A 14,437-nucleotide genomic window follows, 5' to 3' on the forward strand; every position below is an offset into this window, starting at 1 on the left:
GCGCCATCCGTTCCTCAGGCGCCGGGCGCGTCATCCGCCCGCAAACGCCCGTCCCATCTCGAAGCGTGACGCCTCCCAACGTCGCATGCACGCTCTCGCACCCGATGCACGAAAACCTTGCATTACCAGAGGTATGGGAAAGAGCGCAGAAAATGTAGCTGGATGAAGCAAATTGGCTTGATACGCTGCACTTCATGCATTAAGCCCGCGGTTCGCCGGATGTGACGCACGAATCTTCTGCCCGTCAGAAGACAGGCGGCATATTGCGCGAGAAACCCGGGTTCGCAATCGAGTGCTGCCGCATATCAAGCAAACGCAATGCGCGGCGCCGATTTCCTGAACTCGCCAGTTGGGATGACAGAATGACGCCAAACCTGACATTCGCGCCGGACAGCATGGTCCATCCGGGTACCTTCGGAGCGGACGACGTTTCCGCAGCGGCGAAGCCTGTCGCTATCTCCGGGACCGATATTCTCACGGTCAAGAACCTGTCGAAGATCTTCGGACCCAAGCCCGAGCGTGCCGCTGGACTGATCAGGCAAGGTCTCGGCCGGAATGAAATCTTCGAGCAGACGGGCAACATGGTTGCCGTCAACGATGTGAGCCTCAGCGTGAAGGCGGGCGAAATTTTCGTCGTCATGGGCCTGTCCGGTTCGGGCAAGTCGACGCTGGTGCGCCTTCTGAACCGTCTGATCGAGCCGACGTCGGGCCAGGTCATTCTCGAAGGCCGCGACATCGCGCCGATGTCGACGCCGGAACTGCGCGACGTGCGCCGCAAGAAGATGGCGATGGTGTTCCAGTCCTTCGCGCTGCTGCCGAACCGCACGGTGCTCGACAACATCGCCTATGGACTCGAAGTCGCGGGCCTCAAGAAGGCCGAGCGCTACGACATCGCACGCGCCGCGCTAACGCGGGTCGGCCTTGGCTCGTATGAAAAGCTGCTGCCGGGCGAACTCTCCGGCGGCATGCAGCAACGCGTCGGCCTCGCTCGCGCGCTCGCCGTGAATCCTTCCGTGCTGTTGATGGACGAAGCCTTCTCGGCGCTCGATCCGCTGATCCGCTTCGAAATGCAAAGCGAACTCCTGCGGCTTCAGAAAGAAGAGCAGCGCACCATCGTGTTCATTTCTCATGACATCGAAGAAGCGATCAAGATTGGCGGCCGCATCGGCATCATGAAAGATGGCTGCCTGATTCAGGTCGGCACACCGGCTGAACTGATCCAGTCGCCCGCCGATGCCTACGTGCGCGACTTCTTCCGCAATGTCGACGTGTCGCGCTTCCTGAAGGCGTCGAGCCTGATGACGACGGTCGAGCGCGGACTGATTTCCTGCGACGTCGCTGCGCCTTCGGAGCGCTACCTGAATCAGCTCATCGACAGCGGCGTCGAATGCGGCTACGTGTGCGACGAAGCGGGTCGATATCAGGGCTGCGTCACGCCGGCTTCGCTGCACAAGACAGGCGGGCATTCGATCAGGGAAGCGTTCGTGAACGACGTGAACGCTGTTCCGCTGGATACGGATCTGCATCAACTGGCCACGATCGCCTTGAGCCAGCAGCACGACGTACCCGTCACCGACACAGCCGGCAGGCTCGCAGGCGTCGTGTCCTGCCGGACGATTCTCAAGCAGGTCATGGAACGGAGAGCAGCATGAACTCGTCAGTCATCGGGAAGTTTGCGGAAAACGCGGTCAACTTTCTCTTTCAGCATTTCCGCGGCGGCTTCGACGCTTTCTCTGCCGCATTGGGCGCAGTCATCAAGCTGCTGGAAGACGGACTCGCTGCCGTGCCGTTCGTTGCGATGCTCGTGCTGCTCGTCGCCTTCGCATTGTGGCGGCGTGGCGTCGTGTTCTCGGTGTTCGTCGGCATTGCGCTGCTGGCGATCCACTACATGGGACTGTGGGCGCAGACGGTGTCGACGCTGGCGCTGGTGATGGCGGCGACGGTCTTCAGCCTCGTGATCGGTGTGCCGCTGGGCATCTGGGGCGCGCGCAACAAACGCGTCGAAATGGTCCTGCGCTCGCTGCTCGATTTCATGCAGACGATGCCGGCATTCGTCTATCTGATCCCCGCTGTCATCCTGTTCGGCCTGGGCCGTGTCCCTGCCGTGATCGCCACCATCGTGTTTTCGATGCCGCCTGTGGTACGCCTCACTACCCTGGGCATCCGCCAGGTGCGCGAAGAACTGCTGGAAGCGGGCCGCTCGTTCGGCAGCACGGATTCGCAACTGCTCTGGAAAATCCAGTTGCCAAATGCGCTGCCGTCGATCATGGCCGGCGTGAACCAGACCATCATGATGGCGCTTTCGATGGTCGTGGTCGCGTCGATGATCGGCGCGGGCGGCCTGGGCGAATACGTGTTGAGCGGCATCCAGCGGCTCGATATCGGCATCGGATTCGAGGGCGGACTGGGCGTCGTGCTGCTCGCCATCGTGCTCGACCGTCTCACGGAGAGCTTCGGCGTGAAGGCGACGAAGGCGAAGCGCACCGTTCGAACCACGAAGCCTGGCACGAACGCGGCGGTGCGCACCTGACGATAACGCACGCCGTCATCTCGCAGTAAAGCACTAACACACCACATCGCTATGTCTTTCCATTTTCTAATACTTCAATAATCGCGTAGGAGTACTGTATGAAGATCAATCTGTTCAAATCGCTGGTTGCGAAGCTGACTGTGTCGACGGTCGTCGCAGTGAGCGCTGGCCACGCTGTGGCAGCCGAGCCGATCAAGATGGCCGTGACCAACTGGGCAGACGTGCTCGCTGTCGCCAACGTGGCCAAGTACGCGCTCGAGACCAGTCTCAAGCAGCCCGTCCAGTTCGTGCAGGCGGATATCGGCATCCAGTATCAGGGCGTTGCGCGCGGCGATCTCGACATCATGGTTGGCGGCTGGTTGCCCGTCACGCATGGTGCCTACTACGCGAAGTACAAGAACGACATGGAAGACGTCGGCGTGATCTATACGGGCGGCAAGAACGGCTGGGCGGTGCCGGCCTACATTCCCGAGTCGCAGCTTGCAACGATCTCCGACCTGGAAAAGCCGGAAGTGAAGAGCAAGCTGAACGGCACCATTCAAGGTATCGAGCCCGGCGGCGGTCTGATGCAGGCATCGGAAAAGGCGCTCAAGGCGTACGACCTGAATGGCTACAACCTGCAATCGTCGAGCGAGGCAGGCATGCTCGCGGGCGTGTCGCGCGCCTATCAGTCGAAGCAATGGGTCGTCGCCACGGTCTGGAGCCCGCACTGGCTGTTCCAGAAGTGGCAGATGCGCTACCTGAAGGACCCGAAAGGCACGTTGGGCGGCGAGGAGCAGGTGCATGGGTTTGCATCGAAGCAGTTCGCAACGAAATTCCCGCGTGCTGATGTGTTCTTCAAGCACTTCAAGCTGACGCTCGCCGACGTCGAGGCGATCGAATTCGAAGGCAACAGCACGAACGACTACGCGACGGCCGCAAAGAAATTCGTCGATGCCCATCCGGAAAAGCTGAAGGCCTGGTTGCAGCAATAAGCCGCAATCAGCCGAACAGCACCCGCATCGCATCGACCGTTGTCGCCGTCTTGCACTACATGCTTCACGATCTTTCCCGGAGTAACCACGTGAACGAGAACTCGCGCTTTTTTGCAGAACCGCTCCAGAGCCGCGACCCTGTCATCGCATCGGAGATTGCGCTGGAATTGCGCCGCCAGCAGACGCAGATCGAACTGATCGCTTCCGAGAACATCGTCTCGGCAGCGGTGATGGAAGCGCAAGGCACCGTGCTGACCAACAAATACGCGGAAGGCTATCCGTCGAAGCGTTACTACGGCGGCTGCGAGCATGTGGACCGCGTCGAGGCGCTCGCCATCGACCGCGTGAAGGCGCTGTTCGAATCCGAGTACGCCAATGTGCAGCCGCATTCGGGCGCGCAGGCAAATGGCGCGGTGATGCTCGCGCTCGTCAAGCCGGGCGACACGGTGATGGGCATGTCGCTCGATGCGGGCGGCCACCTGACGCACGGCGCGCGTCCCGCGCTGTCGGGCAAGTGGTTCAACGCGGTTCAGTACGGCGTGAATCCGCAAACGTATCGCATCGACTACGAGCAGGTGCGCAGGCTGGCTGAAGAGCATCGGCCGAAGCTGATCATCGCGGGCTACTCGGCGTATCCGCGTGCGCTGGACTTCGCCGCATTCCGCGACATCGCCGATAGCGTGGGCGCGCTGCTGATGGTCGACATGGCGCACATCGCGGGCATCGTCGCAGCGGGGCGGCACGAGAACCCGGTGCGATTCGCCGATGTCGTGACATCGACGACGCACAAGACGCTGCGCGGTCCGCGTGGGGGCTTCATTCTCACCAACAACGGCGACATCGCGAAGAAGATCAACTCGGCCGTCTTCCCCGGCTTGCAGGGCGGGCCGCTGATGCATGTCATTGCGGGCAAGGCGGTCGCGTTCGGCGAAGCGCTCCGGCCGGAGTTCACCGCCTATATCGACCAGGTGCTGCGCAACGCCCAGGCGCTCGGCGATGTGCTCAAGTCGGGCGGGCTGAGCCTCGTGACGGACGGCACCGACAACCATTTGCTGCTCGTCGATCTGCGCTCGAAGGGTCTGACGGGTACGCAGGCGGAGAAGGCGCTGGAGCGCGCCGGCATCACCTGCAACAAGAACGGCATTCCGTTCGACACGCAGAACCCGACTGTCACGTCGGGCATTCGCCTCGGCACACCGGCAGGCACGACGCGTGGTTTTGGCACCGCGCAATTCGAACAGATCGGCCAGATGATTCTGGAAGTGTTGTCCGCGCTGGAACACGAACCTGCGGGCGACGAGCAGGTCGAGCGCGCTGTCCGCAGTCGCGTGCGCGATCTGTGCAGCCAGTTCCCCATTTACTCGCATGCCGAAGCGCTTGTGTAAAGCGATTCGCTGATCCACTACTCAAGAGAGAATCGAAATGAGCTTCGAGGGCGTACACACACCGCTCGTCACCCCGTTCAAGGCGGATGGCGAAATCGATCACACGTTGCTCGGCAAGCACGCCGCGAATCTCGCCGGCCGTGTCGCCGGCCTCGGCGTCGGCGGAACGACGGGCGAATACTACGCGTTGAGTTTCGACGAACGCGTGGAGACGTTTCACACCGTTGCCGAAGCGGCGGGCGGCAAGACGTATCTGACGGCCGGCATCAACGCGACAACGACGAAAGAAGTGATCCGTCTAGGCCAGGAAGCGAAGCGTGCGGGCCTGAATGCACTCCTGCTCGCCGCGCCGTACTACGCGCAGCCGACCCAGGACGAACTGCTGACCCACCTGCTGAAGGTGGACGACAGTCTCGACATGCCCGTCATGCTGTACAACTTTCCGGCGCGCACGGGCACGGACATCAGCGACGGCGTGCTGTCGAAACTGCTCGAACGTCCCAACTTCATCGCGATGAAGGAAAGCACGGGCGATATTTCGCATCTGCATCATCTCGCCACGCACTTCAAGGATCGGCTGGTGCTGAGCTGCGGGATGGACGACCAGGCGCTGGAGTTCTTCGTATGGGGCGCAAAGAGCTGGGTGGGCGGCGCGTCCAACTTCCTGCCGGAAGCACACACGGCGCTGTTCGATGCGTGCGTGAAGCAAGGCGACTTCACAACCGGCCGCAAGCTGATGGCGCAGTTGCTGCCCGTGCTCGAACTACTGGAACGCAGCGGCAAGTTCATTCAATACGTCCGATACGGCTGCGAGCTGGCCGGCATGCCCGTCGGCGTCGCACGCGCGCCGCTCGGCACGCTCGATGAAAACGAACGCAGCGGCTTTGCGAAGCTCGTACGCCCGATGTTGTCCAACGCTCAGTAACGTGCATGACCTCGAAACTGGAATTCGCGCGGTTTCCCGCCCCGGACGGCGTGAACGGATGGTGGGAAAGCCTGCCGCCGCCTGCGCCTGCCGTCGCGGTGTCGTCTGAGCGCCGCTACGACTGGGTCGTGGTCGGCGGCGGCATTACGGGCCTGTGCGCGGCCCGGCGCCTGGCCGAACTGGCGCCCGATGCGTCGATTGCGCTGGTCGAGGCGGATCGTATCGGGCGCACGACGGCCGGGCGCAATTCCGGCTTCTTCGTCGATCTGCCGCACGACATCAGCAGCGAGAGCTATTCGCGCAGCGTGGAGGCGGACAAGGCAGACGTCCGCTTTCAGCGTCACGGCATCGACTATGTGCGCTCGGTCGTGAAGCAGCACGGCATCGAGTGCGACTGGCGCGACGATGGGAAATTTCATGCGTCGGTGAACCGGAAGGGGCATGGGGCGCTGGCGCATTTTGCCGAGGGCCTCGAACGTATCGAGGAATCGTTCGAATGGCTCGACGCAGCCGCCATTGCGAAGGTGACGGGCACCGACTTCTACGAGGGTGCGCTCTTCACGCCCGGCTGCAGCACGGTGCAGCCCGCGGCGCTGATGCGCGGTCTCGCTGCGAGCCTGCCCGGCAACGTGCAGGTTTTCGAACTCAGCGCGGTGACGCGGATCGAGGACCAGGGGCTTTCGAAGGTGTTGACCTTCGCGGGCGGCAAGATCGTCGCGAAGCGCGTGATTCTCTGCACCAACGCCTATGCGGCGACGTTCGGCGGACATCCGAACGGCCTGCTGCCTGTGTACACGTTCGCGTCGATGACGCGTGTCATGAAGCCGGAAGAAGTTCAGCGGCTAGGCGGCACGCGCTCATGGGCGCTGATTCCCGCCGACCCGATGGGCTCGACGGTGCGCCGTCTGATCACGGACCGCATCTGCGTTCGCAATCACTTTGCTTTCCGGCCGAATCTGGAAGTATCGCCGGCCGATCTGGCGAAAGCGAAGAGCCTGCATCAACGGTCGTTCGACCGGCGCTTTCCGATGTTGAAGGACGTCGAACTCGAATACACGTGGGGCGGTCCGCTGTGCCTGTCGGCGAACAACGGCGCGTTGTTCGGGCGCCGGGCCGACGGCGTGTTCGAAGCGGTCGGATGCAATGGCCTGGGCTTAAGCCGAGGGTCGGCGTCAGGCAAGCTGATCGCCGAATACGCGCTCGGCCAGTCCAGCGATCTCGTCCGTCAGCTTCTGAACCAGCCGCATCCGCGTTCGCTGCCCGTGCGTCCCATTGCGGACGTCGCGGTATCGGCGGCCATCTGGGTCAAGGAATTTTCGGCGGGTGCCGAGCTTTAAATCTGTGAGGACAGGACATGACGACGTATCAGGAATGGAAGCAGAAAGCGGAAGGCTTGTCGCTCGACGGCAGAGCCTTTATCGCGGGACAGCGCACAAACGCGGCATCGAACGAGACGTTTGCGACGCTCAATCCTTCTACGGGTAAAGTGCTGGCCGACATCGCGAAGTGCGATGTGAAGGATATCGACCGCGCGGTCGCGGCGGCGCGGGATGCATTCGAGTCCGGCGTGTGGTCGAAAGCCGCGCCCGCCCAGCGCAAGGCAGTGCTGCTGCGACTCGCGCAACTGATCGACGACAACGCCCAGGAACTCGCGCTGCTCGAAGCGCTGGAAGCCGGCAAGCCGATCAGCGAATGCCTGGGACTGGACATTCCCGAGTCGGCGGCGTGCATCCGCTGGCATGCCGAAGTCACCGACAAGCGATACGACGCGCTGTCGCCGTCGGGCGCGAGCGTCGTCAGCATGATTACGCGCGAACCGATCGGTGTCGTGGGCGCGGTGCTGCCGTGGAATTTTCCGGCCCTCATGCTCGCATGGAAAATCGGCCCGGCGCTGTCGGTCGGCAACAGCGTGATCGTGAAGCCTGCCGAGCAGACCTCGCTGTCCACGCTGCGCATCGCCGATCTCGCGCTGGAAGCGGGCGTGCCCGCAGGCGTGTTGAGCGTCGTGACGGGCCTGGGCGAAAGCGCGGGTCAGGCGTTGGGCCGTCATGCGGACGTCGATCTGGTGGCGTTCACGGGCTCGACGGAAACCGGCAAGCGGTTTCTGCATTACTCGGCTGACACGAACCTGAAGCGCGTCGTGCTCGAATGCGGCGGCAAGAACCCGCAGGTCGTGTTGCCCGATGTCGCGAATCTCGATGCCGTCGCCGAGCAGGCCGTCGCCGCCGCGTTCTGGAACATGGGCGAGAACTGCAGCGCGGGCTCGCGCATTCTGGTTCCAGCGTCGCTGAAGGCGAGCCTGCTGGAAAAAGTACAGGCGGTTCTGGAAGGATGGAAGACGGGCGATCCGCTCGACCCCGACGTCAAGCTCGGTTCGCTGATCGAGCAGAAGCATTTCGAAAAGGTGCTCGCTCACATCGAAAAGGCGAAGGCGGAGGGCGCGCGCGTCGTGTGCGGCGGCAAGGCCACGCGCGCCGACTCGGGCGGCTGGTTCGTCGAGCCGACGATCTTCGACAACGTGACGCCGGACATGAGCATCGCGCGCGAAGAAGTGTTCGGCCCGGTCGTGTGTTTCATCGAATATGCGGATATCGACGAAGCCGTGCAGATTGCCAACGACACCTGCTACGGCCTCGCCGCCTCGCTGTGGACCGACAACGTGAACCATGCGCACAAGATCGCGGCGCGGATTCGCGCGGGCACGGTGACGGTGAACTGCTTCGGCGAAGGCGACCTGTCGACGCCGTTCGGCGGGTTCAAGCAATCGGGCTTTGGCGGCCGCGACAAATCCGTCTATGCGCACGACCAGTACTGCGAGTTGAAGACCACCTGGCTGAAGCTCGACTAAGCCGGGTCGAAACCACTGACAGCCCAGCCATGCCGGCTGGGCATGCATCACATTCACGCGAGGCCACATGCGAGCTGGATTCATCGGAACGGGCACGATCACACAAGCGGTCGTGAAGGGCATGCTCAGATTCGGCGTGCCGTTCGAGCGGATATCGCTGTCGCCGCGCAATGCGCAGACGGCGGCGGAGCTTGCCGCGCTCGACGGGCGTATCCACGTCTGCGCGAGCAACCAACAAGTGCTGGATGACTCGGATGTCGTTTGCCTGGCTGTCGTGCCGCAAATCGCGGCCGAAGTGCTCGGCGAACTCGAATTCGGTTCGCGTCACCACGTCATCAGTTTCATGGCGGGTATTTCTCTCGATCAGTTGCGCAGCCTTGTCCGCACGAACGGCAAGCTTGCGCGTGCCGTGCCGCTGCCAGCCGTCGCAGAGGGCAAGGGCAGTACCGCGATCTGCCCCGCCGACGAAGTCGCCAAAGCAATCTTCGCGGCGCTCGGTGAAGCAGTGGAAGTCGACAGCGAAGACAGGTTCGACGCCTTGTCGGCCGTCACGGCGACGATGGCGAGCTTCTACGCGGTGCTCGAAACCCAGGCGTCGTGGCTCGCGAAACAGGGCATCGACTACGCCGACGCGCGTGCATTTTTGTCCGGCTACTGTGTAGGACTTGCCCACGACACGACCCGCACGGCCCAGCCGTTTTCAGCAATGGCCATGCATTGCATGACACCGGGCGGCATCAACGAACAGGTGCACACCGAGCTTTCCCGCCGTGGGGCATACGCTTGCTACAGCGAAGCGCTCGACGGCGTGCTGCGCCGTATCAGGGGCCGGGCGTAGCGACAAAAGCCGAACCGCTCGCGAGCGCCGCAGCAGCGGATAATCATCAGATGCAGCCGCCGGATGCGCGCCAGGCGGCCGGGGCGCGGCACATGCGGCGATGCACCCGGGTTGGCCGCCATTGCCAGTTGTCAGGAAGAATCGCACACTATTTTCTCGCGGGAGCTGTCTGCTCGACGCGCGGTCGCCGCATCGCGGGTCCGCTTCACAGGTGAAAGCCATGCAAAAGAAACAGTTGTTCGCTGACCGGCTGCTCGCGCAGATGCCTTCTCTGCGGGCGCTGAGATGCTTCGTCACGGCTGCCCGATACGAGAGCTTCACGCAGGCCGCCGAAGTGCTGTGCGTCACCCAGGCCGCCATCAGCCGGCAGATCAAGGAACTGGAGGACTCGCTGGAAGTGGCGCTGTTCGAGCGGACGGGCAGGCACATTGCGCTGACGGATGCCGGGCGCATTCTGTACAACGCGTCGTATCTGTCGATCATGAACATCGCCGAAGCGGCCGAAGCCGTGCGCCGCACCGACCGGCATGCGCTGACGGTGTGCGTCTCGCACACTTTCTCGGCGCTGTGGCTGTCGTTCAGGCTGCCGTCGTTTCGCAAGCGCTTTCCGGAGATCCGTTTGCACGTGATGGTCACCGAGCATTTCATGGAACTCGACGACCTCATGGAGCCCGACGTCATCATCACGAAGAATCCGCCGCGCGAGCCGGAGTATGAAATCGAGCCGCTCTTTCATGACGTGGTGTATCCCGTGTGCAGCCCGTCGTTTCATGAGCGGCATTTTCACGGCAGATCGTTGAAGCCGCTGGATCTGCTGTCGCATCCCACGTTGAATCTGTCGCTGCTGGGACGCGCCCAGGTTTGCGAGCACGTCGACTGGCGCGTGTGGCGCAACTGGTTCCAGCAAGGCGACGGTTCGGACCGGCTGGTCGACAACGAACATCTGGAAAGCAACGACTACCGGCTGCTGGTTGCGCAGGCCGAGGCAGGTGAAGGCACGTTGCTCGGCTGGCATCATCTCGTGCATCGTCAGGTCGAACAGGGCCAGCTGTTACGGCCCGTGCAGGATGCGCTCGAATTCCACGACCGTCATCACTATGTGATCACGCACAAGAATGCGAAGCTGCGGCCCGAATACGTGCAGTTCCGCGAATGGCTCGGCGAAGAAGTCGGCGCGATGATGCGCGAATGGCGAGGCGTCGAAACCGAAGCGGCGAAGTAGCTTGACCGATATCCGTTCAGGCCGCGTGAGCGGCCACGATTCACAGTACGTCGACGCAGGCAGTGCCATGTTGAGCGACACGCTTCACTCCGAAAGCAGAACGTCCCGGCCCTTGCGCTTTGGCATCGTGCTGCTGCCGAACTTCACGTTGACGGCATTCTCGGGCTTCGTCGACCTGCTCCGTCTGGCCAGCGACGAAGGCGACATGAGCCGGCCCGTGCGCTGCTCGTGGACTATCGTCGGGGAATCGCTCGTGCCCGTCAGGGCGAGTTGCGGCATCCAGGTCGCGCCGTGGACTACCTTCGATGAAGCAGGCGTCTTCGATTACGTAGTGGTCGTCGGCGGCCTGTTGCATTCGGGGCCGTCCGCCAGCAAGGCCACGCTGCAGTTCATCCAGGACGCCGCCAGGACATCCGCGACGCTGGTCGGCATCTGCACGGGCGCGTTCGCGCTGATGCGAGCCGACGTGATGGATGGCTACCGCATCTGCGTGAGCTGGTTCCATTACTGGGATTTCGTCGAACGCTTTCCGGGTGTCGACGAGCGAATGCTGGTCGCGGACCGGCTGTTCGTGATCGACGGGCGGCGCATTACCTGTTCGGGCGGACGCGCATCGATCGATGTCGCCGCCGCGATCCTGCTGCGTCATGTCGAGGCGACGATCGTCCAGAAGGCGCTGCGCATCATGCTGGTCGACGATGCGCAGAAGGGCAACGCGCCGCAGCCGCATCCGCCGGGACTCGAACCGGCAACGCATCCGAAGGTGCGGCGCGCGATCCTGCTGATGGAGCAGCATATCGGGCAGCCGTTGAGTCTCGCGGAACTGGCCCGACGGCTGGATATGTCGGTGAGGCAACTGGAGCGGCTGTTCGCGGCCGAAACGGGCAAGTCGCCGCATGCGTATGGACGGCAGATCCGCATACGCATGGCGTCGTGGCTGCTGACCAGTTCGGACCGCACGGTTGCCGATATCGCCGCGTCGTGTGGCTTTTCCGACGCTTCGCATCTCGGCCGTGAATTCAGAAAGGAATTCGGCGAATCGCCAAACGCGTATCGCGTGGCGAGGCCGCAAAGCCACTCACCTGCACTGGCCGCAAGCTGACAGGTGCGGTGAGCGCATACAACCCGGCAACAGGAACCACTCTACATGACGACCGCCCAACTGCGTGACGAAATGGTTCTCTTCGGCCTGAACGTGAAGGATGCGCGCCGCTGGTATTCGATCGACGAGCGCGACTGGCGCGCGATGAAGATCGGCGACTCGGTGCTGCCCGGCTTCTTCTGGATTCCCGTTGCCGAAGACGAACGCGGCGCGTGGACCAGCTACTGGATGCGTCTGGAGCCAGGCGCGCGCTCGTTCGAGCATCAGCACGATTCGACCGAGCTGATCATGATTCTCGACGGCGTGTTCACGGACGACGACGGCACCGATTTCCTTCCCGGTCAGACCGTGTGCTACGCGGCGGGTTCGCGGCATAGCACGTCGTCGGAAGGGGGCTGCACGGTGCTGGTGGTCGCGCATATCGGCTCGACGATCGTTTCTCGCGCGCAAGGCTGAGCAGGAAGCATTGCGCCTCATGTGCCGCAATCGGAGGTGAACCGATGGTCAATACTTCACGAAGAGTTCTTCTCGCCTCGCTGACTGCGATCGCGATGACGCTCGCAAGTCATCCATCCGTTGCACAGCAGGTCGTCAAGATAGGCGTGTCGGCGCCGTTGACGGGCGTCGGAGCGGCGAACGGGAAGGACATCGAAAACGGTGTGCGGCTTGCCATCGAAGAAGCCAACGCGCAGCACATCAAACTGGGCGGACAGGACGTGCGCTTCGAGATGGCCTCCGTGGATGACCAGGGCGACCCGCGCGTCGGTGTACAGGTAGCACAGAAACTGGTCGACGACGGCGTGGTGGCCGTGGTCGGTTATTACAACTCGGGTGTCGCATTGCCCGCATCGCCGATCTTCGCCAAGGCAGGCATTCCACTGATCGACCCCGCCGCGACCAATCCCGCGATCACGCGTCAGGGCCTGAAGAACGTGTTCCGCATCATCGCCACCGATGCGCAGAACTCCGGCAATGCCGGCAAGTACGCCGTCACCGTCACCAAAGCGCAACGGATCGCCGTGATGGACGACCGCACGGCATTCGGCCAGGGCGCCGCAGACGAATTCAAGAAGGCCGTCGCGGCGGCGGGCGGCCAGATCGTCGCGTCGGAATACACGCAAGAGAAGGCCGTCGAATTCAATGCGCAACTCACGAGCATCAAGGCGGCCAATGCCGATCTGCTGTACTTCGCCGGACTCGACAATCAGGCCGCGTTGCTGACCAAGCGCATGAGACAGCTTGGCATGCGCGCGCAGTTCGTCGGCAGCGGCGGTATTGCCGACAGCATCTTCATCAGTGTCGCGGGCAGCGCGGCCGAAGGCGCGATGGCGTGGGAGTACGGCCGGCCAGTCGAGTCGCTGCCGCAAGGCAAGGCGTTCGCGGAAAAGTTCAAGAAGCGCTTCGGCGCGGACACGCTGACTTATGCGCCATTCGCCTATGACTGCGCATGGGTGGCGATCAACGCAATGAAACAGGCGAACTCCGCAAAGCCCGAGGTGTTCATGCCCACACTGCGCACGACACAGTACGAGGGGATCACCGGAAAGATCGAGTTCGATGCCTACGGCGACCTGAAGCATCCAACGTCGACGCTGTATCAGGTGAAGAACGGAAAATGGGTGCCTGTGACGACGATCAGCGCGGAATGAGTTCAGGATGAAACCGGCTAATGCAGGGACCAAAGGATACCGGCGCCTCATTCCGTCGATGACGGCCCTCGTCGAGTTCGAATCGGTCGCGCGCCTGAGCAGTTTCACGGTCGCGGCGAACGAACTCGGCGTCACGCAGGCGGCCGTCAGCCGGCAGGTCAAATTCCTCGAAGACACGCTCGGCGTGCGGCTCTTTCACCGCCTGCATCGTTCGATCGAGCTGACCGACGAAGGCGAGGCGCTGTACCTCGTGGTCGCCGGGTCGATGCAGAAAATAGCCGGCGTGTTCGACCGGCTTTCCAGCGGCCCGGTGCAGCAGGAACTGGTGCTGGCGGCGACGTCCGCCTTCTCGCATTTTCGGCTATTGCCGCGTCTCGCTTCGCTGAAGAAAGCGCAGCCGAATCTTCAGCTTCGTCTGTCCACCCAGATGTTCACGGCAGACCTGCGGCACAAGGAGATCGATGTCGCGGTGCGCTTCGGTAACGGCCGATGGAGCGACGGCACGGCAACCTTGCTGTTCGACGAGGAAGTCTTTCCCGTGTGCTCGCCGAAGTGGGTGGCGTCGCGCGGCATGCCGCAATCGCTGCAGGACGTCGCGAACGCGGCGCTGATCGAGTCGGACTCGACGTCGGAAGGCTGGATGGGATGGGAAGCGTGGTTCAATGCCGTCGGCCTGCGGCCGCTGCGCCTGAACTTCGCGCTGCGCTGCAGCCTGTACACGGACGCGATCCAGGCCGCGCGCTATGGCGAGGGCATCGCGCTCGGCTGGGGAAGGCTCGTCCACGATCTCGTCGAATCCGGCGAGCTGGTAAGGCTGCCCGTCGCGTCGCTCAAGCCGGACGACGCGTACTTCATCGTGGTGCCGCACGGGCGCACCATCACGGCTGCCACCGACAGCCTGATCGACTGGCTGCGGCAGGATTCGCTCGCATAATCCAAAGTAATGCCAGACCGAAAATAAAGC

General features: G+C 62.9%; 13 protein-coding genes. All 13 read left to right on the forward strand.

The features are described from left to right. Positions 1-362 precede the first annotated feature (362 nt). The 13 genes from PPGU16_RS31255 to PPGU16_RS31315 all read left to right on the forward strand — a co-directional run bounded on the left by PPGU16_RS31255 (position 363) and on the right by PPGU16_RS31315 (position 14,407). Positions 363-1,652: a quaternary amine ABC transporter ATP-binding protein gene (locus PPGU16_RS31255; protein ID WP_180726592.1), complete on the forward strand. Its 1,290-nt coding sequence runs from the start codon at positions 363-365 to the stop codon at positions 1,650-1,652. After that, entirely contained in the window at positions 1,649-2,530 is an 882-nt protein-coding gene (locus PPGU16_RS31260) for an ABC transporter permease (RefSeq protein WP_180726593.1), read from the forward strand. Before PPGU16_RS31255 ends, PPGU16_RS31260 begins: the two co-directional genes overlap by 4 nt. Positions 2,531-2,628: 98 nt before the next feature. Then, complete coding sequence (locus tag PPGU16_RS31265; protein ID WP_180726594.1) at positions 2,629-3,504, forward strand: glycine betaine ABC transporter substrate-binding protein; 876 nt, start codon at positions 2,629-2,631, stop codon at positions 3,502-3,504. A gap of 89 nt (positions 3,505-3,593) precedes the next feature. After that, positions 3,594-4,889, forward strand: a complete 1,296-nt coding sequence (gene glyA / locus PPGU16_RS31270; protein ID WP_180726595.1) for a serine hydroxymethyltransferase — start codon at positions 3,594-3,596, stop codon at positions 4,887-4,889. Positions 4,890-4,926: 37 nt separating this feature from the next. Further along, positions 4,927-5,814: a dihydrodipicolinate synthase family protein gene (locus PPGU16_RS31275; RefSeq protein WP_180726596.1), complete on the forward strand. Its 888-nt coding sequence runs from the start codon at positions 4,927-4,929 to the stop codon at positions 5,812-5,814. Between the two features lie 5 nt (positions 5,815-5,819). Further along, positions 5,820-7,151, forward strand: coding sequence for an NAD(P)/FAD-dependent oxidoreductase (locus tag PPGU16_RS31280; RefSeq protein ID WP_180726597.1), 1,332 nt, complete (start codon positions 5,820-5,822; stop codon positions 7,149-7,151). Between the two features lie 17 nt (positions 7,152-7,168). Further along, positions 7,169-8,662 carry an aldehyde dehydrogenase gene (locus PPGU16_RS31285; protein ID WP_180726598.1) on the forward strand — a complete coding sequence of 498 codons (1,494 nt, stop codon included), beginning with the start codon at positions 7,169-7,171 and terminating at the stop codon, positions 8,660-8,662. Positions 8,663-8,729: 67 nt separating this feature from the next. Then, complete coding sequence (locus PPGU16_RS31290) at positions 8,730-9,500, forward strand: pyrroline-5-carboxylate reductase (RefSeq protein ID WP_180726599.1); 771 nt, start codon at positions 8,730-8,732, stop codon at positions 9,498-9,500. A gap of 220 nt (positions 9,501-9,720) precedes the next feature. After that, the gene (locus tag PPGU16_RS31295) at positions 9,721-10,722 is read left to right on the forward strand and encodes a LysR substrate-binding domain-containing protein (protein WP_180726600.1); all 1,002 of its coding nucleotides are present in this window, start codon (positions 9,721-9,723) and stop codon (positions 10,720-10,722) included. A gap of 67 nt (positions 10,723-10,789) precedes the next feature. Further along, positions 10,790-11,824 carry a GlxA family transcriptional regulator gene (locus PPGU16_RS31300; protein WP_180727122.1) on the forward strand — a complete coding sequence of 345 codons (1,035 nt, stop codon included), beginning with the start codon at positions 10,790-10,792 and terminating at the stop codon, positions 11,822-11,824. A 45-nt stretch (positions 11,825-11,869) separates the two neighbouring features. Next, the gene (locus PPGU16_RS31305) at positions 11,870-12,280 is read left to right on the forward strand and encodes a cupin domain-containing protein (protein WP_180726601.1); all 411 of its coding nucleotides are present in this window, start codon (positions 11,870-11,872) and stop codon (positions 12,278-12,280) included. A 44-nt stretch (positions 12,281-12,324) separates the two neighbouring features. Then, positions 12,325-13,473: a branched-chain amino acid ABC transporter substrate-binding protein gene (locus PPGU16_RS31310; RefSeq protein ID WP_180726602.1), complete on the forward strand. Its 1,149-nt coding sequence runs from the start codon at positions 12,325-12,327 to the stop codon at positions 13,471-13,473. A 7-nt stretch (positions 13,474-13,480) separates the two neighbouring features. Then, positions 13,481-14,407, forward strand: coding sequence for a LysR substrate-binding domain-containing protein (locus tag PPGU16_RS31315; protein ID WP_180726603.1), 927 nt, complete (start codon positions 13,481-13,483; stop codon positions 14,405-14,407). Positions 14,408-14,437 lie beyond the last annotated feature (30 nt).

The sequence above is a fragment of the Paraburkholderia largidicola genome (genome assembly GCF_013426895.1).
Taxonomy (GTDB): Bacteria; Pseudomonadota; Gammaproteobacteria; order Burkholderiales; family Burkholderiaceae; genus Paraburkholderia; species Paraburkholderia largidicola.